Below are 21,093 nucleotides of genomic sequence, written 5' to 3' on the forward strand. Positions count from 1 at the left end.
TACAGAGTGTGCCGAAAAACCACCGGGACCAACCGCGGACACACGATGCGGGAGCGCCTTCGCCCCCGCTACGGCCATCGGGCCGTGACGGGGGCGTCTGAACAGATTCCCTTGCGGGAAGCGTCAGTTGGCGGGCGCCTGGTACAGGCCTCGGCCGGCGCGGTGCGCCCGGGAGGTGCCGACGAGCCGGTCGAGGGTGCTGCGCACGGTGTTGATGCTGTTGGGGGTGAGCTCACGCCCCAGGGCCTTCGTGACCTCACGGGCACGGACAGGTGTGTCGCCGAACGTGGACAGCACCTTCATGGCCATCTCGGTGAGGCTGCCGCTGTCGTCGACGACAGGCGCGGCAGGCGCTGCCTTCTTCGGCGCCCTGGCCTTTGCGGGCTTGGCGTCCTTCGCGGGCTTGGCGTCCTTGGCGGGCGCGGTGGCCTTGGCAGGCGCGGTGGCCTTCGCGGGCTTGGCGGACTTGGTGGCGACGGCCTTCTTGGCCGGCCCGCGCTCGCTCTTCGGCTTGGCGGGAGCCTGCTTGCGGCCCTTGGGCGCAGAAGTCTTCCGGGCAGTGCGGCGCGCGGGGGCGGCCGCTGCCGGCTCCTGCGGGACCTCCGCCGGGACGGCGGAGTCAATGGAATGCTGAGCCTGCTGCGGAATCTTGACAGCGGCAACGCTCTCGGTCTCCGCCTCCGCCTTGACGTCCTCGGCCTCTGCCTTGACCTCCTCTGCCTTGACCTCCTGCGTCTTTGTGTTCGAGGAGGGGACAGGGGCAGTGGACAGCGAACGCAGGGCTGTCAGCGCAGTCCGCACCGATTCCAGCCGCTCGGTGACGGTCGCGAGCTCCTTTTCCAGGGTTTGCTGGTGCTGCTCCAGACGCGGAAGTTCCGCCTCCAGCAAGGCAGTTGTGGCATCGATGGTGCCGAGTGTGTTGGTCTCGGAGGTCATGTTGTCGCCCTTCTCTCCCGGCCGACCGATGGTGACCGATGTGTTGCAGCGTACGGGGCGTTGTGTTGTGGCCGGAAATCGACCTTCGGTGCGAACTGTCAAGAGCCACCTTCAGCACTGACTGCCAGTCTCCTGAAACTCCCTGCCGCGCGTCCCGGAGACGGCCCGATCGGCACTCATTTGGCCGCACATGCTTCACCGGAGCCGGCCCCCTTCCAAGCCCCTCCCCAGCCCCCTCCGCCCCGGCCCCCTTCCGCCCCCTCAGTCACCTGCCGTCAGCCGTCGCCGGCCACATCGCCCCCGCGCGAGGCGGCCTCAACCATGCGAGCCGTAGTGCCGGCACCGTCCAGCGCCTCGCGGATGATGTCCGCGTGCCCACTGTGGTGCGCGATCTCCCGGAAAACATGCAACAGCACGTGGCGGACGGTCCAGGTGATCGGTTCCGGCGGCGACCAGGGATACTGCGGGAGAGTCACGAGGCGGTCGAGGTCGGGCTCCTGCCGGACCGTGCGATCGAACTTTGCTGCCGCCGCGTGGAAGGCATCGAGCAGCCCGGCCAGGGTCTCGCCCTTGGTCATCCGGTTGCCGTTGGGGTCGAGATCGGCCCAGTCGACGTTGCCCGGCGCCGTACCGTCGACCACGGCGAGCCACGTCCGTTGTACGTCGCCCAGATGCTTGAGCAGGCCGCCGAGCGTCAGCTCGCTGACGGTGGTGGCGACGCCGGCCTGCTCATCACTGACGCCCGCGACGGTAAAGAGAAAGTTGGTGCGCTGATCAGCAACGAGCGCGAGCAGATCCTCGCGCTCCCCGCCCTGTAAGTCGTTCGCGCTCGTCGTCCCCATGGGTCCTGGCCCTCCTGGTCGGCTCGTGGGAGCCACACCAGGATGCCTTCCGCGCAGGCGGGCGGAGCAGAGGCGGATGGTTACGGCTGGAGCAGGGGCGGGCGGAAGGCGGCAATGGCGAGGAGATCCATGCCGCCCTCCGCAGGCTCAGTTGCCCGAGCCGGAACTCACAGCGTTGCGCCAGACAGTCAGGTCCAGCGTCATGTACGTACTGGGCGAGTCCTCGGACGAGAAGCCCTGGATCGTCACGAGGCCCATGTGTCCCGCACCCGTGATGACGCAGACCTGGCGCCCCTTCGACAGTTTGTTCACATAGATGGTCTCGGTGAATCGGGTGTCCGCGCGGCAGGCGTCGAGCGATCCCTCCTGCCCCGGATCGAGCAGCACCAGGTTCCCGTCCTCGCTTTCCGCGTCGAGGTATCCGCCGGTGTCGTAGGAGAGTTCGTACCCACCGTCCTCGCCCTCCTGGGGCCGGACATTGTCGTCCCCGAGCGTCAGGTGGTAGCCGGCGGTGAGGTTGATGCCCTTGTAGTCGACGGGCTTCGGATCGGGTTTGACGTTCGGCTTCGGGCTGCTCTCCGTGCTCCCGTCGCCCCCGTCGCTCTTCTCCGCGCCGCCCGGTGAAGAACTTTCTCCCTGCGCGGAGTTGTCGCTCTGCTTCTCCTTCCCGTTGTCCTTGAGCAGGACGTACGCCGTGCCTCCACCGGCAATCCCGAAGATCAGCGCGGCGGCGATGGCAATGACCGCGCCCCGGTTGCTCTTACGCTTCGCGGGCTGCGACGCAGGGGGCACGGGGTGTCCCGGGTACGTCTGCGCGGGCGTCGGGAACTGGGTCGGGGCGTAGGCGTGGGCCTGCGCTTGCGTCTGGGCCTGGCCGGGTGTGTGGTACGGCCCTTGGGGCTGCGCCGGAGCGGGCGGGCGGTACGGCCCTTGGGGCTGAGCGGCCTGAGTGGGCTGTGCGTGCTGAGCGGCCTGAGTGGGCTGTGCGTGCTGAGCATGTTGGCTCGTGACAGGCGGGCCGTAACCCGGGGGTGGGGTGGCCGGGGCAACCGGCGTGGTGGGCGAGTAGGCCGCGGGCGGGGCGGAGGACGGGGGAGGCGGGGTCTGGACCGGAGCAGGGGCCGCCGCGCGTACGGTGATATCGGCGGCGACCGAGCCCGGCAGCCAGTCCTCGGGGCGGCGCAGCACCGTCTCGGCGTTCGCGGACTGGCAGAGCGCGATGATCTCGGCGATCGAAGGCCGGGCCTCGGGGTCCTTGGCGAGGCAGCGGGTGACCAGCTCGACCAGCTTCTCGGGGACCGCGGTGAGGTCGGGCTCCTCGTGGACGATCCGGTAGAGCACGCCGTGCGAGGTCCCCTCACCGAAGGCCGGGGATCCGGTGGCCGCGTACGCCGCGACCTGGCCGAGCGCGAAGATGTCGGTGGCCGGAGTCACCCTGCGCCCCGCGGCCTGTTCGGGGGCCATGAACGAGGGGGTGCCGATGGTGACGCCGCTGCCGGTGAGCGAGGTCGCGTCGGCGGCGTAGGCGATACCGAAGTCGATGACGCGGGGCCCGTCGGCGGCGAGCAGCACATTGGACGGCTTGAGGTCGCGGTGCACGATGCCCGCGCCGTGGATGACGTGCAAAGCCTCGGCCATGCCGGCGATCAGCAGCAGCACCGCCTCGGCAGGCAGCGCCCCGTGTGCGGCGACCGCATCGGCGAGCGAGGGGCCCGGCACGTACGCCGTGGCCAGCCAGGGCTGCGCGCCGTCGGTGTCGGCGTCGATGACGGGCGCGGTGAACAGGCCCTGCACGCGCTGTGCGGACTGCACTTCCTGGGCGAACCGACGACGGAACTCGGGGTCCTCCCCGAACTCCGGACGGATCACCTTGATGGCCACGGGCCGTCCGCCCGGCGTGTACGACAGATACACCTTGCCCATGCCGCCCGCACCGAGCTTGGCGGCGAGCCGGTAGCCGGCGATGGTGGTCGGATCGTCCGCCGCGAGTGGCTGGAAGACCTGCGAGGCACTGCCCCGTTCCGGCTGCTGACTGCTCATCAATTCACGTCTCCCCCGAAGAGCGCCGATATCGAACGGCACCCTATCCAAGGACGGGCGCCGGTAGCCAAAGGACGGCCGCCGGAAGCAGAAGCGCGGCCCGTCGGCGCCCGTTCCGATGAGGGATCCACGGGAGTCCTGATGGCCGGATCCGGTTCTCTCAGCTCCGAACGTCCCCGAGCGTCCGCACCTTTTGGCCGGTGGGCGGAGTCTGTCGCGCACCGGTGCGGTCCAGTCCCAGTCGCAGAGCCATGACCATCAGTGCGGCGACCGCGAACCCGCTTCCTGCCCATGCGAGTTGACGTGCGCCGTACTCAGCCATGACCCAGCCCCCGACCGCGGTTCCGATGGTGATGCCGAGGTTCGAGAACGAGATGAAGAGGCTGTTGCCGAACTCGGGCGCGTCGACGGCGTCCCTCCCCAGCCAGCTCTGGCTCACGACGAGCCCGCCCGAGTGCACGGCCCCCCAGACCAGTACGGCCAGAACCATCGGCGCGAACAGCGGGCCGACGGCGTACAGGAGCACATAGACGAGCAGACACAGGACGGGGTAGGCGACCACCGTACGAATCAGGTTGCGCCGCAACAGCCCGCCGAAGACGAAATTCCCGAGGATCATGATGACGCCGAACGCCATCAGCATGGCGCTGACCCAGGTGCCGTCCATGTGTGTGACCTGGCCGAGGTACTCGGCGAAGTAGCCGTAGACCGAGAACATCGCCGCGAAGACGAGGACGACCGACGTGATGGTCAGCCACATCCGGGACCGCTTGAGAACGCTCAACTGGGCACCGTAGGACACTCGTTGTCCGACAGGCATCGACGGTACGAACCGCAGGATGCCGAGAAAGGCGATCAGGTTGACGAGCGCACCGAACCAGAACGCCGACGCCAGGGATACATGCTCGGCGAGGTACGAGGTCAGCGGCACACCGAAGGCGAAGCCGACGGTGACTCCGCCGAACACGGTCGTCGTCGCCCGGGTCGCGTCTTTGGCGGGCACCAGCCGTGCGGCGGTCGCGAGCGCGACAGCGAAGAACACCGGATGGAAGAGGGCGGGGACGACGCGGAAGGCCAGCATCACCTCGTACTGCGTGGTGAGCGCGTAGACGGCATTGGAGACGGCGAACACCGCGATTGCGGCGGCGAGCACCTTCTTACGGTCGACGCCGGAGGCGAGCAGTGTGGTGAACGGCCCGGACACCGCGATGACCAGGGCGAAGACGCCGACGAGCCACCCCGCGGCGGACGGAGTGACGCGGAGCTCGGCCGAGACCTGGGGGAGTACGCCGACCATGCCCATCTCGGTGGTGATGATCCCGAACACGCCCAGGGCGAGCACCAGGACGGTGAGGGAGGTCTTTCGCATTGCGACCCTTCATCAAATCTAGAAAAGTAGATATATTGAGCTGTGGGGAGAGGGAGTGCGCATGGAAATCGAGTGGGCTACGGGTGGGCTACAGCTCGTCGCGGACGTGTGCGGCGAACTCGGCGATCACCGTTTCGTTGCGTCGGTAGTACGTCCACTTGCCGATGCGTTCCGAGGTGAGCAGCCCCGCGTCCTTCAGGGTCTGCAGGTAGCCGGACACCACCGACTGTGCCAGCCCGGCACGCTTCTGGATGTCGCCGACGCATACGCCGATGTGGAAGCCGAGCCCCTGCTGCCGGTAGGAGTCCTCGTCGAAGTACTTCGCCGGGTCCTTGAGCCACTGCATGAACTGCAGGCGCGCGGGGTTGGCGAGCGCTTTGTGCACAGCCAGGGGATCCATCGGTCCGCCTCTCCGTCTGCCTCTCCATGGGGACGCATCTAGCTTTCGCGATATGTAGTGGCAAGTCAAATCGACCGGAAGGGGTGAAGTCGAACTCGACGAACCGCAGACCGCGCAGGAGCACGTACGGCATCAGGCTCTGAGAAACGCCAGCACCGCCAGGACCCGGCGATGCCCGTCCGTGCAGACCGGCAGATCGAGCTTGTTGAAGATGCTGCCGATGCGTTTGTTGGAGCCGACCGCTACGACAACAAGGCGGCCAGGTCCCAGGCGCGTATCACGCCGTCCCGGCCCGCACTCAGGGCGACTTCGCGGCCGCGGAGCACTGTGGTCCGCACTACCGCGACGCCGCCTCGATGGCCGGTCAGCGGGGCACCGATTCCCACGCCCTCGGCCAGGTCCCACATGCGTACGGTCGCGTCCTCACCCCCGGTCACCGCGAGGGATCGATTGCCGACCGTGGCGGTGTCCATGGCGCAGATCCCGCCCTCGTGACCGGTGATCGGATCGTGGACCGGCCCCTCGGCCTCGTCCCCCGACAGTCCCCACACGTAAATCTCTCCCGGCTCCGCCGCCGCCACCACGATCGGACGATCGGCGATCCGGGACACAGCGACCGCTTCGATCCTGCCGTCATCCGGGTAGAACGAGGCCAGTTGCTCATCCCCCGCGAGATCCCACACGCCCACGTCGCCACCGCCTGCCACGACCAGCGAGCGGCCGTTGATCCGTGCGGTGGCGACAGCGCAGATGCCGTCGATATCGCTGTCCGGCAGCTCCACCAGGGGCTCCTCGACGGACAGTCCCCACACCCGGACTCCGGCATCCGCACCCGTCACGAACAGGGGCGGCCCTTCCCCCGTCAAGGTGGCCATGGACCCGACGTAGGGATCGCCGTACATCGCCCCCCGGAGCACCTCGCCGCTCTCCAGATCCCAGAGGGCCGAGCCCTGTTCAGAGCCACCGGCAGCCAGGAGTACGCGACCGCCGGAGACGGCCGCGGCCACCGAATCCAGCTCGTTCTCGGCATCGGGATACTGGACGGCGAGCGGATCTCCGGCAAAGGCGTATGCCATTAACCGCTTCTGCCACAGGTCCCGCTGCGGATCCCAGGTCCACACGGCACCGTTGTGGTCGGTGCAGACCACCAGCGAAGTGCCACCCATCTCGACCACGGCAAGGTCGGTGATCGGGGACGAGGAAGGTATTTCGCTGCTCAGCAGCAGCGGTGCGTCAGACATGCGGCGAGGGTAGTGCCCGGCTCTGACATCCGGAGTCGCTCTGCCGGTCAGAGACAGGCAAGGTGGCTGACGGGAGGGCCCGGATGCCTCATGCGTGGAGAACCTGTTCCGCCATCTCCCGGACCGCGTCGGCCAGGGTGTCAGGAGCGGTGAGGTGGGCGACGTGTCCCTGGCCGGTGAGTGTGACGATCCGCGCGTTCGGCAGGGTTGCCGCCAGGTCGGCCAGGCGCTCGCGCAAGTGGGCGGGGCTGAGGTCGCCCTCGACCAGGGTCGTCGGCATTCCGAGCGTTGCGAAGCGATCAATACCGACGCCGAGCGCGTCGATCGCCTCGTCATCGGCGATCAGCGCCTCCGCGTGGGCGGAGAGCGCCGCTCGCACCCGCTGGTCGGCGAACATCGCATCGACCACGCCTGCGGGCATGCGGACGATGTCGCGCATGTGGATCCGCATCGCCTCGACCGGGTCGCCCGCGTCGAGCGCGGCACGGGCACGGACTCCCGCCTCTCCGGCGACCAACTCCCGCGTGGGCATGGGAGGTTCGTAGAGAAAAAGTCCGGTGAACGCCGCCGGTGCGAGCAAGGCGGCTTCCATCGCGGCGACGGCACCCGAGGAATGCCCCACGAGAAGCACGGGGGGCTTGAGGAGTTCCGCGACGGCGACGATGTCGGCTGCCTCGACGGCCATCGAATGGGGCAGCGCGATGTCCGCCCCGGGAGCGTAGACCCGTCGGTGGATCCTGACGACGCGGAAGTCGTCGGTCAGTTGGCGGGTGACGCCGTCCCAGGTCGTCGCGTCTCCGCCGCCCGGGTGGACCACCAGCAGGTTCGGCCCGCGTCCGTCGTCGAGAGCGGTAATGGGCCGACCGCCATCGGATGATGCGAGAAGCTCAGTCATGCGCACAAGTCTGTACCTGCCGGGCGACATCGCGCCGAGAGTCCGCCGACATTTCGTGCTGCCGGCAGCGGTCGCCCGTCCTGGCGGATGCCCTGCTCGGTAGTCCGCCAGGACTTCCATCCCTGCCAACTTTCGCGCGAAGCCGCAGACGCAGACATGGTGGATGCAACACCGGCGAACCACCGGCGCGGTGCGAAGTCCCGTTCGCATGGTGGGAGATGGAAGCGATGAGGTACGGTGACGACACCATCACGCTCTGTTTGCCCCCGTGTACATGGAGCGGCCCCCGGCGGTGCTGTAACACCAACCGAGGGCCTTCATCACCAGTGGAACCAGAGGCCACCGGAAATGCTGCGTCATGCTATCGCGCCGTCCGCGCGCTATACGAAGGCATCGCACGATGTCATCCGCCATCCGCGTCTGAACAGTGACGCGAAGGTCCTGCTCGTGTACGTCCAGGGTCTTCCCGAGGACTCCACGTCCAAGCCCTTGAGTGAACTCGCCCGGAAGCTGGGCATCAAGGGCCGCGCGTACCAGAAGGCGAAGCAACAGCTGGTCGAGCACGGGTATGTGCACGAGTGGCGGAGCCAGGGCGGCGGGGGCCGCTGGATCACCGAGCAGTTGGTCGCGAACAACCCTCTGACGAGTGAGCAGGCGGGACATCTGCGAGGGGCCGTGCCCGCCGCCCCGCCGCTGCCGAGTACGCGGTTTCCGACCGTCGGCGAACCGACTGCCCGGCCGACCGGTGGCTATGAACCGGTAGAAGACCACAGTGATAAGACCACTCCCCACCCACCCTCCGAAGCCGAGCCGACGCCGGACCCGGACCCCGAACCGACGTCCGGGGCAGCCGACTCCCTCCAACTGGCCCGGGCAGAACGGGTCCTGCTCTCCCTGCGCCACTCACGCCGCGAACTGCACCTGGGCGTACGGGAGGCCCGCGCCCTTGCCGTTGAGGCGGTCAAGTGGCTGGAGCGCGGCCTGAGCGAGTCCGACCTGCGCCAGGCCTTACTCGCCGAACGCCCGGAAAACGGCGTGCGCTCAGCGGTCGGCTTCCTCCGCTACCGCCTCATCCAGAAACTCCCCGAGCCTCAGGCCCCACTCCTGTCGTACGAGCCCCCGCCCGTCCGCGAGCTGCTGGAGTGCGAGGGCCCGGGCAGGAAACACCTCTTCCGCCCACTGGCCGACGAGACGGAATGCGCCCCGTGCCGCCGGTCCGCAGCGCACGCGACCTTCCACGGCGCCCCCGAGCCGGAGCCCGACCGCGTCCCGTGGCGGGAACGGATCGCGAGGATCAGCGGGACGTCGGCGGCCGTGCCGGGCGAGCGCTGACCTCGCACGCGTCCTGGGTTGCGACGAGGAGAGTTCACTCGCGCGCGACCACCGTGAACGGCGTACGGACGCGCCGCTCAGACGTCGAGCCAGCCCCGCAGTATGGCCTGTGCGCCGGCCTGGAAGCGGGTTTCTGCGTTCAGGGAGTCCAGGAGTTGTGAGATGCGGCGGCGGGCTGTGTGGACGTGTACGCCCATGCGGCGGGCTATGGCCTCGTCCTTGAGGCCTGAGGCGAGCAGGCCGAGGAGTTCTTTCTGGGTTTCGGGAAGGGGGGCGTCGGCGCCGCCGAGAGGGGTCGCCTGGTCCCAGACTGTTTCGAAGAGCGGGACCAGGGCATTGCGGAGCAAGGCGTCGCCGACCACCAGGGCCGTGACTGTGGGGTTCGTGGTTTCGGTCGGGGGGAGGAGGGTGATGCGGCGGTCGATGATGATGAGTTTGGTAGGGACGCCTGTGGTGACGCGGGCGCGGAGGCCGTGGGAGACCAGGGTGTTGAGGGAACGCATTCTCCCGGGGTAGGAGAGACCTTCGCGGTCTATCACCGTGCGGACCTCTACCCCCCTGTCGAGGAGGGCCTTGATGTCCAGGCCCGGAGTGCGTGAACTGTCGGCGTCTTCAGGGCCTTTGGCGTACGGGGGACGGTCGAGCACCATCACCTCGTGTTCCGCTGCGGCCAGCAGCGACTCGGCTCGTTCACCCACCGCGCGCGTGCCGGTCACCACCTCTATTCCGCCCTCCGATGCGCTGCGAGAACCCTCCATCAGGCGGCCCGCGATCCGGTCTGCCGACATCATCAGGCGTTCCAACTCGGCCGACCGAAGGTGTAGTTCGGCCTGGCGGCGGTGGATGAGAGTGCGGATCGCCGCTGCCGGGGCTGCCGGGCGGGGGAGCGCGGAGGCGGAGTCGGCAGGGGTGGTGAAGCCGTGGTCCGAGAGCCGGGTCAGGGCGGCGTTCAACCGCTCGCGCGGAATGCCGAGTATGCGTGCCAGTTCTCCGGGCTGTGCGGCGCGTTGCTTGAGCAGCGCTTCGTAGGTTCTCTCCTCGTCCTCCCCCAGGCCGAGGTCCTGCAGTTCCGCCCCCTGGATCATGACCGGATTCTGTCCTGGCCACTGCACCCACACAAGTGTGTGTGTCCACTTGTCAACACGTGTGACGCATTGATGGGCACAGGTCACTCAGGGTTGCATGGGCATGCCCAGACAGCCAGCGTGGGAGGGGAACCTTGCGTACATCCAGAGCGCGTGCAGGCAGATCGAACGGCATAGGCGGGGTGAGCGGCGTGGCGGCCCTGTTGGGAGCCGCCGCTCTGCTCGTCGGCGTCGTACCCGCGGCCCAGGCGGCGACCCCGTCGGCTGCGACGCCTGCAGAAGTCATCCCGGGGACGGAGACCGCGACCCCGGCACTGGTGGACGGAATCAAGGAACCGGCGGATGCGAAGGTGAGTGCGGCCGCAGCCGCCACCAGGCATCTCGCCGCCAAGAAGAGCCGGTACCGCATCAGTGACCCCCAGGGTGATCTGAAGGCCGTGCAGACCCTGAAGGACGGCTCCGAGGAGACCGTGCGGCTCAGGCAGACGTACCACGGGCTCGACGTGCTCGGCGGCCAGTACATCGTGCGGATGAGGAACGAGGGCGGGAAGCGGACGGTCACCGGGACCTCCGGGCAGTACTTCACCCAGCTCGACACCGGCACCACGGCCAAGGTCTCCGACAAGGTCGCCGTGCAGCGCGCGGTGGCCGCCGTCGCCCAGCAGCTGAGCGGGGGAAGCGCCAAGCTCACCAAGGAGAGCGTGGCCGCCAAGGACCTCAAGCCGCTCACCGGAACCGCCGGCAAGCTGGTCGTCCTGCCGCAGGGCAAGGGCGTACTGACGCGCCAGGTCACCGTCTCGGGTACGGACTCGGCCACCGGCGAACCGGTGCTCCAGCAGGTCTACATCGACGCGGGCGCCGGGTTCCCCCTCCTCCAGTACAGCTCGATCAAGACCTTCGGCGCGCCCGGCCAGGGCAGCCGGAGCGGCGCGGCCGAGGCAACCGGCGCCACCGCGACGTCCGACGACCCCGCAGCCCCGGGGCGGGAGTTCCCCGGCACCACCGGCACCGGCGTCAAGCTCGACGGCACCACGGTCGACCTGGATCTGTACTACTACGCCTCGCGCGGCCAGTACACGATGAACGACTACGCCCACATGTGGGACACCACCACCGGCACGATCAACACCCTCGATGCCCGCGGCCACGACGTCGGCGAGGTGTCCGGGCGCTGGCCCAGCGGCGTCAGCGAATTCGGCTCCGACACCCAGACGTTCGGCAAGGACGCCACCGATGCGGGCGCGGTCGACGCGCACTGGGCGGCCGGCAAGGTCTACGACTACTACAAGCAGGTCCACGGCCGCGACAGCCTCGACGGGCGCGGCATGAACATCAACTCCATGGTCGGTGTCACCTCCTTTGGGCAGCCGTATGTCAACGCCTTCTGGGACGGCGCCAAGATGGTGTACGGAACGGGCGACGACGAGTACAAGCCCCTCTCCTCCGACCTGGACGTGGTCGGCCACGAGATGACCCACGGCGTGGTCGAGAACTCCGCGAATCTGGTCTACGCAGGCCAGTCCGGCGCCATGAACGAGGCGATCGCCGACTACTTCGGCAATGCCATCGACGTCACTGCCTCCGGTACGCCGATGAGCGACGCCGACTCCGGACTGCTCGGCGAGGACCTCTGCCGCACCACTGCTCCGCGTGAATGCGCCTTCCGCGACCTCAACGACGGCGCGACCACCTCCAAGAACTTCCTCGGGGTCTCCTACGGCACCGACAACGGCGGCGTCCACCTCAACTCCACGATCTACTCGGGTGCCCTCTGGGACATCCGTCAGGACCTGGGCGCCGACCTGGCAGACAAGATCGCGTACAAGGCGCTGGTCGAGTACATGACGCCGCTGGACGGCTTCACCCAGGGACGCAACGCCACGATCGCGGCGGCCAAGGCACTCGGCGTGACCTCCAAGCAGCTCGCCGTCGTCACCCGTTCGTTCAACGCCCATGGCATCGTGCCCGGTTGGGAGCAGGCGCTCGGCGTCGACTCCGACAAGCTCCTGGGCAGGCTCAACACCTACTCCACCGGGACCGGCGCGGGTGGCGGCTGGTGGGCCGCCTCCCGGTCCAACGACGACGGATCGGAACCGTTCTCGGTCTGGGCGGGCAGGACCACCGGCGGCGGCCTGCGGATGATCAGCTCCAACGACGGAAACTTCAACGTCTACCCGGCGACCGACGGCAAGACCGTCGTCTGGGCCTCGTACGGCACGTCGAGCATCGATGTCTACACACGGCCGATCTCGGGAGGGCTCCCGAAGAAGGTCTGGTCCTCCTTCACCTCGCTCAGCGGGCTGAAGATCGACGGCGACATCGTGGTCTTCGAGGAAACCGACCCCTTCGGCCGCCGACACGCCGGATACGTCAACATCAGGACCGGCCGGCAGGCCTACGTCGACGGAGGCTCGTACTCCAAGAGCTCGGCGCTGCCCTCGGTCAGGGGCACGACCCTCGCATACGGAAAGGTCTGGCCGGACGCGTCCGGCTACCACCTGGGCATCGAGACCCTCGACCTGTCCACCGGCAAAACCACACTGATGCCCGGCATCGACCAGGCACAGTCGATCGGCGGGACCGGCCTCGACGGTACCCATGTCGTGTGGCTGGCGGACGACGACGCCGACGGCACGCTGGCGGTCCGCCGGGCCCGCTACGACGGCTCCAAGCTGCTCGACCTGACCCCCGAGTCGGGCAACGGCGCGCTCTACGCCTTCGACCTGACGGTCAGCGACACCTCGGCGACGGTCACCGCCCAGGTGCCGGACACGGTCTGGCGCAACGAGTCGCTCTCGAAGCTCTGGCAGGTCCCGACGGACGGCACGGGCCCGGCGGTGCGCGTCTCCTGCAACCGCGGGGAGCAGCTCTACGCGGCAGCCGACGGCGGGCAGCGGGTGGTGTGGATCGACGGGACCACGGGCTACACGGACCTGGTGACGCGGGAGCGTCCGGCGGGCCGGTGTGCGTGAGCAGGTAATGGCCGGCATGTAGTGATGGCCTGTATTACGGGCATGGCGGAGCCCTCTACGCGTCCTCGCGTCGGGGGCTCCGTCATGCCGCGGCCCGTGATGCCGGTTCAATCGTTGGCCCGGGCCAATCCGGCCCCGTACGCACGTTGCTTGTCGTTTGAGTCCCCACCCGCTGGGAGGCCCGGACTTCCGGACATGAACGACGACGGCCCTGAGAGGAGCGGCCAGAAACGCTTCGGAGGGTTCGCGGAGATCGACGGGATGCCGGTGGTTCTGCCGAATCAGGGCTGACAAGGGGGCGAATTCACGGGCCGACCCCCGTGGACCGCGCCCCGGCCTCACCTTGCCTTACCGGCGGCCACTGGCGGAACGTCGGGGTTAATCCCGCCGCCCTGCATGACTATGCCGCGCCATCGTCGCCCCCGCACTGCTTGCCAAGGAGGTACTCCCTGATGAGCCGCCCCAGAACATCCCCCTCATGGGCGCGTTCGTTGAAGACGGCTCGTCGGAAGGCGTCGTGCTCCTCGCGCTCCAGGAAGGCCACCATGTGCTTAGTCTTCGGGTGCTGGTAGCCGCAGCACATCAAGCGGGTACAGACGTTCCGAGACGTGCCGAGCTTCGGTGTGCGCCAGGGATGGTGCGGGTACCCCCGCAACTCCGCCTTGCAGCGTGCAAGGATCTCGGACAGCTCGGTCTTGTTCTGATGCCTCTCATCCCCATAGTGCTGGCGGAACCACTCGCGGCGATCCATGTCCGCTATCTCCCGCTGCACACGCTCCACACGCCTCGTGATGCCAGCGTAGACCGCGGGCCGCATAGCCCGCGTTGCAAAGCCCGCCTTCGGATACCTGTGGTGCAGGTCCATGTCCGCCGCCCAGCGTCTGGCGCTGCGGCCCTTCTTCCAGCGATTGCAGTCGTCGCAGGCCGGAACGAAATTCCACCAGATGTCCGCTCCCCCGTCAGCGATGGGCTCTTCGTGGTCGATCGTCGTAGCAGCCGACCGGCCACAGTAGGTACACAGCCCGCGCTGCGCTGTCAGGACCATGAGCCATTGCCAGGTCTTCTGCTTACCCCGCTCGCCGCGACGGATTACGTCCACCACACGCCCTCCCTCTGCTCAATCGCGAGGATCGTAAGGGGAGGCACTGACATTCGACGCGCGTGCAGGCTGTCGCAGGCCCTGTACGAACTCGGTCCAGGTGCTTCGTTGGACGGCGATTCGCGGCCCTTGGGGCTGCTTCGAGTCGCGTACACCGATGGCGGATATCAGGTCGGCGACCTCGACGCACTCGGTGCCGCTACCGCCGCTGTAGGACGACTTGAACCAGTGCGTGCGTTCGTGATCCATCAAAGCTCCCCACAGACCTGGTCCAGGAGCGCGGCAGACAGGTCGATATCCAACGCCTGCGCACGCAGGTACTCGAACGCCAACTTATAGCGTGCGAGTTCTTGCGGCTTCTCCATGAAGAGTCCGCCACCGATGATGTCCACGTACACGACGTCGAGTTCGGGTGCGGGGCCGCCGAGGACGACGAAACTGCCCACCGCAGCGGCGTGAGCACCCGCTTCGAACGGCAGTATTTGAACGGTGACGTGGGGCTGGGTGGCCTGTGCACTGAGATGCTTCAACTGCTCGCGCATGACGGCGCGGCCACCCACGATGCGTCGGATGACCGCTTCGTCAATCACTGCCCAGATGTGCGGAGGTTCGACCCGAGCGAGGAGCTCCTGCCGCTTCATGCGGATGTCCACCATGTGGTGGATTTCCTGGTCCGTACACCGCATCTCTGAGGCGCGATGAACCGCTTCTGCGTATGCGCGCGTCTGGAGCAGGCCAGGCACGTACATACAGGCGTAATGGTCTTCACTGACCACTTCGTCTTCAAGAGTCAGCATGAGATTCATCGACTCGGGGATTGGATCCGCGAGGGACCGCCACCACCCCTGGATCCGTGCGCCCTTGGCCAGCTCGACCAACGAGGCACGTTCCTGATCCGAGGCGCCGTACTCACGACAGAGGGCGTCGACTGCTGGCCACTTGACCGTGCCTTCCTTCGTCTCGTATCGACTCAAGGTTGCTTTGGAGATGCCGACCCGTGCCCCGGCCTCTTCCAACGTGAGGCCCTTGTGCTCGCGGAGGCGGCGCAGATCCGCGCCGAGTTGGCGTCTACGGGTGGTTGGTCCGACTGGCATGGCTGTGGTCCTTCACGTTGATCCCCAAGAGCGTGCATCGTGCGGGGTGCATCGAGCAAGACAGCGCACTCCGGGGGCGTGCGCCAGTTCGTGTGCTCCCGTTGCTTCCACATGAGAGTTCCATTTTGAGAGTTTCACTGCCACCGTATGAGAGAGAGCGGGCACACACAGTGACCAACTGATGGTGGAGGAGTGGTCGGCTTGGATGAGTGTCGTTTCGGCGTGGACAGAAAAGCTTGGGATCTGGCGTTTCTGGCAGAAGCGGAGGAACTCGCCGGCCTGCGGCGAGTGATGCGGTTACATCTGGAGCTCTGGGGATTGCCGGGAGTCGTCTACGCGGCGCAGGTCTGCGTTACGGAGCTAGTCACAAATGTGGTCAAGCATGTAGGCCCCGGCACCCCGTCGTGTCTAGCCGTATCCATGAACGGAGACCGTCTTCGCATCGAGGTAAGCGATCCCTATCTGCAAGCGCTCCCTACGCTCATCACGGCAGCGGGGGAGAGTGAGACGGGGCGGGGTATGGCCCTTGTGGACGGTATTGCAGATCGCTGGGGCGTCATCCTGCGCGGTGACTCCAAGGTCACCTGGTGCGAGCTGGCCACCGGCCTCCGGTCATCAAACGATCACGTCGATGGTCCCCAAGTCGCGAAGGCGGAAGCACTGCTGGGGCTTTGCGGACTCGGCGGCCTCCCGTCGAACTCCCGTCGTGAGCGGCTGAGCCTGACCTTGGGGAAGGAGATGGCGATCGATCTCATCGTCGACCTCCTCCATTGGCTCCGTGCTCACGGCTGCGATCCGGACGACGCTCTCGACCGCGCACAAACGCACTTCGAAGCCGAGGTGGCTGATCCGGCGTGAAGCAGCCTTCGCCTGAGGAACTTGTTGAAATCGCCGAAGAGCTGGATGACTTGGAGGGGGACTGCGACTGGACAGAGTCGTACAACCTGTGGTGCCTCGTGTGCGCTGCACAGCATTGTGGCCTCTTGCCCGGAGTGTCGGTGTACCAACTGATGCCCCTCGGTCGGCGGGACGACTTCTTTCTCATCACTGTTGAGGTGACGCCGACGATCGTGTTGGCAAGGGCCCCCATCCACTGGCGTGAAATCGAACCTCCAGGTCCGGGTATGGGGGCAGAGGCAATTAGCCATCTGTTGGCGAGGATCGGCGAAGAGTGTTCGAAGTTGCTCGTGGCCTTTCACGAGAACGCTGCGAGTCGTTCCAATGGGTAGTCAAACTGATCGCCGATCTCCCTACTGGATGTGCTCGCGGCCATGGCCTGGACTAGGTGCCGGACCAGGCTCGGTAGGTGGTCATCTTTAGGCCAAGTGTAGGAAGAATTCAGCCACTTAGCACCACGAAGTGGCAGGAGTGATCGAAAATGATCGAATGGCCGGAAGTATGTTCGCATGGCTGCGTACAGAGCTTCCTTCGGGCATGTGGATGAATTTCTTCCGGGCGTCCATTTTGAATCACGGCAAGCTGTCAAGGATGCCAAGCTTCACAAAGAGCGCGAGGCGGGCATCTCGTGGGGGCTTGATGCCGACGGGGAGAGAGCTGCCGATGCGATCGTGCTGAATCAGGGCTATGAAGATGATCTCGATGAGTGGGATGAGGTCATTTACACAGGTGCTGGTGGTCGGGATCGCAACACTGGTCGGCAGATGGAGGATCAGACTTGGGAGAACCATGGGAACGCGGGTCTCCGGAGAAGTCGGATATTGGGCAACCCTATACGGGTCATCCGGGGCAGTAAAGGTGAGCGAGATTATTCGCCTGTAAGCGGGTACCGGTATGACGGCCTTTACCAGATTGTCGAAGAGTGGACCGAAGGCGGTAAGGCCGGCTTCCAGATCTGTCGGTTTAGGCTGCGTCGCCTCCCAGCTGAAACGCAGGAACTTACGCCCGTTGAGCAGCAGGTCCGAGACATCCTCGACCGGCAAGACCAAGGCGCGGCCGATGAGAACAGTGCTGGCGTGCCTGAGGTGGCTACGCAGCGACGGAAGGCCACGGTCGAACGTATCGTCCGTGACACGGCTGTTGTCCGTCGGGTCAAGCGGTGGCACGAGTACACGTGTCAGATCTGTGCTCTGGCGCTGACAGTGGGGGCCGGGGGTAAGAGCTATGCCGAGGGAGCGCACATACAAGCACTCGGGGGCTCGGCAGGGGGCCCCGATGTCGAAGGGAATGTGTTGTGTCTATGCCCTAACTGCCACGTGCGACTTGATCGTGGTGCCCTTTATCTGACCGATGATTTCCATGTTGTGGATCGCTATGCAGAAGGTCTGACCTCGCGGACGGTTCCGTTGAGGACGGTGGAGCAGCATCGCATTGGGAAGCGATTCCTGCGAGCGCACCGTCGCTTCTGGCGTATAAGTAATCTGGATCGCTAACCCGCAGCAATCGTTGAGTAGGTCCATACATCAGCAGGCATCTCATGGCGGAGCTTCCATACAACGCCCATTGGCTTGCTGCCTTGGTGCTTCTCGTACTCGGCGGGGCCAAGAAGTATCCACGGCTGCGGCCCGCCGATATCCGTCTTCTTGTAGCGGCGAACGAAGAGTAGGACGTGAGTGTCCTTCTCCTTGTGGGTCTGGTAGCGGATGCCGGTGGGGGATGCCTCGGAGGTCTGGTTCTGGGATTCCCAGTGGAACAGGGACTCGTTGAGGGCGTAGTCCTTGTAGCGAGTCTCTGGCGAAAAGTCCTTCTCGTCCTTTTCGAGGGTGATGAGTAGCGCGTCAGTCTGGATGTTCTCGCACCACTTCACACCTTCGCGGAAGTGTCCCGGCATGAAGCCGCCCACATGGGACTGCCCCAGCGCAGGGAGGATCTCTTCGCGGCTGTACGAGGAGTGCACTGTCAGCGGCAGGCTTGCATGCCTGCCGAGCAGCGGGACGGGTACGTGGTCGGCCTGGTCCAGGGCGTGAGCGAAGACCTGGCGGAGCTCGTCGCGGAAGGCGTACTGAGGGCGAAGGGTGTTGAAGCCGTCCTGGTAGCTGTTGAAGTCGCCGCCCAACGGCCACAGGCAGAAGAAAAACATGCGGGCATACGCCTGTTCCTGCTCGCTGAGGTCGTCGTATGTGGGGGCCTCGTCAGCGAGGAGCTTGCTGTACGCGGCGACTCGGAGCGGATCATCGACGTGAAGGAACGCCGATACGCGCTTCAGCAGCGAAGCTTCTCCCTCCGGCCCGGTCTCGGGTAGGAGCTTGGCCCGGCGGAGCAGACCCGTCCATGAGTTCCCGTTGCCCCGGTAGAGCTCCTTGAGCTCGCGACCGCTCTCCTTGAGGTAAAGGGCGAGCCGAGGTTCGGCGTAGGCGGCGACCTCGCGTGCAAGCTGAGTGACGTTGACGCTGATCTGGCTGCGGATGTTGTCAATGATCAGCTCTTTGGCCTTCGACTCAAGGATGATCTGGCAGCCAGATGGCAGCTGCGGAAAGTCATGCTCGATGTTGGCGAGCAGGCGATTGCGAGTGAGGTTGGTCAGCGCGCGGAACTGCTCCTCGAAGCGGAACTCCTTGCGGTGCTGACCGATGAAGTCCAGGACAGTGAGGACGGCCTTATCTTCGGTCCGACGCAGGCCTCGTCCCAGCTGTTGGAGAAACACTGTGGCGCTGGAAGTAGGGCGCAAGAGGAGCAGGGTGTCGACGTCAGGGATGTCGAGACCCTCGTTGAACAGGTCGACAGAGAAGATGACCTGGAGCGCGCCTGTCTTGAGCTGATCTAGGGCGTCCTTGCGCTCATGACGTGAGGTCTCGCCGGACAGGGCGACCGCGTTGAGGCCGGCTCGACGGAAGAAGTCGGCCATGAAGATGGCATGCGTGACTGAGACGCAGAAGCCCAAAGCGCGCATCGAGCCCGGGTCGGCAATCTTGTCCTTCACGGCTTGCACGACGAGCCTGGCCCGAGCGGCATTGCCAGTGAAGAGATTACTGAGGGCCGTGGCGTCGTACGACCCTCGCTTCCAGGAGATGGCGCTCATGTCGGTGTTGTCGGTGACACCGAAGTAGTGGAATGGACTGAGCAGGTCGTTCTCCAGGGCTTCCCAGAGACGCATTTCTGCGGCGATACGGCCCTCAAAGAACTCGTCCTGGATGTTCAGCCCATCCATGCGTTCTGGGGTAGCGGTGAGTCCCAGCAGTTCCTTTGGCTCGAAGTGATCCAGAATCCGGCGGTACGTGGGGGACGTGCCGTGATGGAACTCGTCGATCACGATGACGTCAAAGTGATCTGGAGGGAAGCGGTCCAGCACACGTGAGTTGAGCGACTGGACGCTGGCGAACACATGCGTCCAGCTATCAGGGATCTCCCCACCGACGAAGAGCTCGCCGAAGTTCGCGTCAATCAGCACGTTCTGGTAGACGCGCAGAGACTGCTCCAGAATCTCCTTGCGATGGGCGACGAAGAGCAGCCGCGGGTCACGGCCCAGCGTCCCCCGCAGACGCTTGAAGTCCAGAGCTGCCATCACGGTCTTGCCTGTGCCGGTCGCGGCAACGAGGAGGTTGCGGTGCCGATCGTGGACGGTGCGTTCCACTTCTAGGCGCTCCAGCATGTCGCGCTGGTGCGGATAGGGGCGGACTTCAAGTCCGGAGAGCGTGATGGTGGTGCTGCCGTTTTGGCTGGATCCGCCAGCGTGAGAGAGCGCATCGTCCAGTCGTTGCGCGTCGATGTCGGGGTCGTATGGCTCGAAGGAACGCTCACTCCAGTACGCGTCGAATGTCGCCTCGAACTTGCGTAGGACTGATGGCGTGGCAACCGACGACAGTCGAACGTTCCATTCGAGCCCGTCAAGAAGCGCGGCCTTGGACAGGTTCGAGCTGCCGACGTACGCCGTGTCGAAGCCGCTCTCGCGACGGAAGAGCCAGGCCTTGGCGTGAAGGCGTGTTGAGCGGAGTTCGTAATTGACCTTTACCTCGGCACCGAATTCGCGGACGAGGCGATCTAGCGCGCGACGTTCTGTGGCTCCGATGTAGGTCGTTGTCAACACACGGATGGGTACGCCGCGATCGCGTGCGGAGGAGAGCGACTGCTCAAGGACTCGGAGTCCGTGCCACTTCACAAAGGCACAGAGGAGATCAACACGGTCCGCTGTAGCCAACTCGGCGCGCAGCTCAAAGCCCAGGCTCGGGTCGTCAGGCGAGTTGGTTATCAATGCTGTCTCGGAGAGGGGTGTCGCCGGGCGAATTGCGTAGACGCCAGGAGCTTCTTGCTCCGCGACTGCGAGCAACTGTCGAGGGCCCTCGATGACGAGATCGACCCACTCGGTCGCACCTTCGATAGTGTTGAGTGAATCCAGGATGTGGTTGGCGGCGACCACCTGCTCCGCAGGTGAGAGGCCCTGGAGGACCCGCCGCACGACACTCCCGATGTGCCGTGACAGCACGTGAGGTACAGATTCAGGGCCGACCATTTCATCGATGGAGCGCCAGCCCGTGGAGTCGAGTTGCTTCATTCGCTCTTCGAGACGATGGGTGATCAGCGTCTCGTAGAGCCCAGCAACCGGAGCTGCTTCGCCTGCAAAGTCGTTGGGCATCGCCGAGTCCCCCTCATCTCGCCAGCTATGCGTGCAGTTCTATCAAGCGGGGCTGACAAAGCCGCTCTCGCATACGCCTGCCCGTGTTGGGGGGAGGGGCTTCAGAAGGGCGTCGTGATCAACTCAAGACTGCAACCGCCGACGGCCGCACTCCACGCCCGGCTGCCGAAACCCGCCCGAAGCGCCTCAAGTAGAGTCACGACATCGCCCTCGCAGCGTAGGGATCGAGTGTCCACTCCGCTGGGGAGCTTCACCGGGTGG

17 protein-coding genes are annotated in these 21,093 nt (G+C 66.0%); 5 read left to right on the forward strand and 12 right to left on the reverse strand.

Going from position 1 to position 21,093, the window contains the following annotated elements:
- Window positions 1-123: 123 nt before the first annotated feature.
- The 7 genes from ACFVYE_RS16205 to ACFVYE_RS16235 form a co-directional block, all read right to left on the reverse strand.
- Window positions 124-936: a hypothetical protein gene (locus tag ACFVYE_RS16205; protein ID WP_383961277.1), complete on the reverse strand. Its 813-nt coding sequence runs from the start codon at window positions 934-936 to the stop codon at window positions 124-126.
- Window positions 937-1,211: 275 nt separating this feature from the next.
- Complete coding sequence (locus tag ACFVYE_RS16210; RefSeq protein WP_389605968.1) at window positions 1,212-1,778, reverse strand: DinB family protein; 567 nt, start codon at window positions 1,776-1,778, stop codon at window positions 1,212-1,214.
- A 147-nt stretch (window positions 1,779-1,925) separates the two neighbouring features.
- A complete protein-coding gene (locus tag ACFVYE_RS16215; RefSeq protein WP_389605970.1) occupies window positions 1,926-3,818 on the reverse strand; it encodes a serine/threonine-protein kinase in 1,893 nt (630 codons plus the stop codon).
- Window positions 3,819-3,978: 160 nt separating this feature from the next.
- Entirely contained in the window at window positions 3,979-5,187 is a 1,209-nt protein-coding gene (locus ACFVYE_RS16220; protein ID WP_383961285.1) for an MFS transporter, read from the reverse strand.
- A gap of 88 nt (window positions 5,188-5,275) precedes the next feature.
- Complete coding sequence (locus ACFVYE_RS16225) at window positions 5,276-5,587, reverse strand: ArsR/SmtB family transcription factor (protein WP_383961287.1); 312 nt, start codon at window positions 5,585-5,587, stop codon at window positions 5,276-5,278.
- 242 nt (window positions 5,588-5,829) lie between these two features.
- Entirely contained in the window at window positions 5,830-6,828 is a 999-nt protein-coding gene (locus tag ACFVYE_RS16230) for a WD40 repeat domain-containing protein (RefSeq protein ID WP_389605973.1), read from the reverse strand.
- A gap of 88 nt (window positions 6,829-6,916) precedes the next feature.
- Window positions 6,917-7,723 (reverse strand): alpha/beta fold hydrolase, encoded by an 807-nt coding sequence (locus ACFVYE_RS16235; RefSeq protein ID WP_383961293.1) that lies wholly within the window; start codon window positions 7,721-7,723, stop codon window positions 6,917-6,919.
- 348 nt (window positions 7,724-8,071) lie between these two features.
- Between ACFVYE_RS16235 and ACFVYE_RS16240 the strand changes: the two genes are divergently transcribed.
- Window positions 8,072-9,055, forward strand: a complete 984-nt coding sequence (locus ACFVYE_RS16240) for a hypothetical protein (protein ID WP_389605975.1) — start codon at window positions 8,072-8,074, stop codon at window positions 9,053-9,055.
- A gap of 77 nt (window positions 9,056-9,132) precedes the next feature.
- On the opposite strand, the gene ACFVYE_RS16245 is transcribed toward ACFVYE_RS16240, so the two are convergent.
- Window positions 9,133-10,140: a helix-turn-helix domain-containing protein gene (locus tag ACFVYE_RS16245; protein WP_389605977.1), complete on the reverse strand. Its 1,008-nt coding sequence runs from the start codon at window positions 10,138-10,140 to the stop codon at window positions 9,133-9,135.
- Between the two features lie 191 nt (window positions 10,141-10,331).
- Here ACFVYE_RS16245 and ACFVYE_RS16250 point away from each other — a divergent pair, with 191 nt between their 5' ends.
- Window positions 10,332-13,112, forward strand: a complete 2,781-nt coding sequence (locus tag ACFVYE_RS16250; RefSeq protein WP_389605979.1) for a M4 family metallopeptidase — start codon at window positions 10,332-10,334, stop codon at window positions 13,110-13,112.
- A 400-nt stretch (window positions 13,113-13,512) separates the two neighbouring features.
- Here ACFVYE_RS16250 and ACFVYE_RS16255 read toward each other — a convergent pair whose 3' ends face one another.
- From ACFVYE_RS16255 to ACFVYE_RS16265, 3 genes are read right to left on the reverse strand one after another with little or no spacing between them, the layout of a single operon-like run.
- Window positions 13,513-14,214 (reverse strand): HNH endonuclease, encoded by a 702-nt coding sequence (locus tag ACFVYE_RS16255; RefSeq protein ID WP_389605981.1) that lies wholly within the window; start codon window positions 14,212-14,214, stop codon window positions 13,513-13,515.
- Window positions 14,215-14,229: 15 nt separating this feature from the next.
- Window positions 14,230-14,460: a DUF397 domain-containing protein gene (locus tag ACFVYE_RS16260; RefSeq protein ID WP_389605983.1), complete on the reverse strand. Its 231-nt coding sequence runs from the start codon at window positions 14,458-14,460 to the stop codon at window positions 14,230-14,232.
- On the reverse strand, window positions 14,460-15,305 hold the full coding sequence (locus ACFVYE_RS16265) for a helix-turn-helix domain-containing protein (protein WP_389605985.1): 846 nt from the start codon (window positions 15,303-15,305) through the stop codon (window positions 14,460-14,462). Before ACFVYE_RS16265 ends, ACFVYE_RS16260 begins: the two co-directional genes overlap by 1 nt.
- A gap of 192 nt (window positions 15,306-15,497) precedes the next feature.
- Between ACFVYE_RS16265 and ACFVYE_RS16270 the strand changes: the two genes are divergently transcribed.
- The 3 genes from ACFVYE_RS16270 (at window position 15,498) to ACFVYE_RS16280 (ending at window position 17,695) form a co-directional block, all read left to right on the forward strand.
- The gene (locus ACFVYE_RS16270) at window positions 15,498-16,163 is read left to right on the forward strand and encodes an ATP-binding protein (protein ID WP_389605987.1); all 666 of its coding nucleotides are present in this window, start codon (window positions 15,498-15,500) and stop codon (window positions 16,161-16,163) included.
- Entirely contained in the window at window positions 16,160-16,534 is a 375-nt protein-coding gene (locus tag ACFVYE_RS16275; RefSeq protein ID WP_389605989.1) for a hypothetical protein, read from the forward strand. Before ACFVYE_RS16270 ends, ACFVYE_RS16275 begins: the two co-directional genes overlap by 4 nt.
- Before the next feature lie 177 nt (window positions 16,535-16,711).
- Entirely contained in the window at window positions 16,712-17,695 is a 984-nt protein-coding gene (locus tag ACFVYE_RS16280; RefSeq protein ID WP_389605991.1) for a YDG/SRA domain-containing protein, read from the forward strand.
- Here the strand turns inward: ACFVYE_RS16280 and ACFVYE_RS16285 are convergent.
- Window positions 17,692-20,832 carry a DUF3427 domain-containing protein gene (locus ACFVYE_RS16285; RefSeq protein ID WP_389605993.1) on the reverse strand — a complete coding sequence of 1,047 codons (3,141 nt, stop codon included), beginning with the start codon at window positions 20,830-20,832 and terminating at the stop codon, window positions 17,692-17,694. The two genes, ACFVYE_RS16280 and ACFVYE_RS16285, sit on opposite strands and share 4 nt — an antisense overlap.
- Window positions 20,833-21,093 lie beyond the last annotated feature (261 nt).

The sequence above is a fragment of the Streptomyces sp. NPDC058239 genome (assembly GCF_042882185.1).
GTDB lineage: Bacteria > Actinomycetota > Actinomycetes > Streptomycetales > Streptomycetaceae > Streptomyces.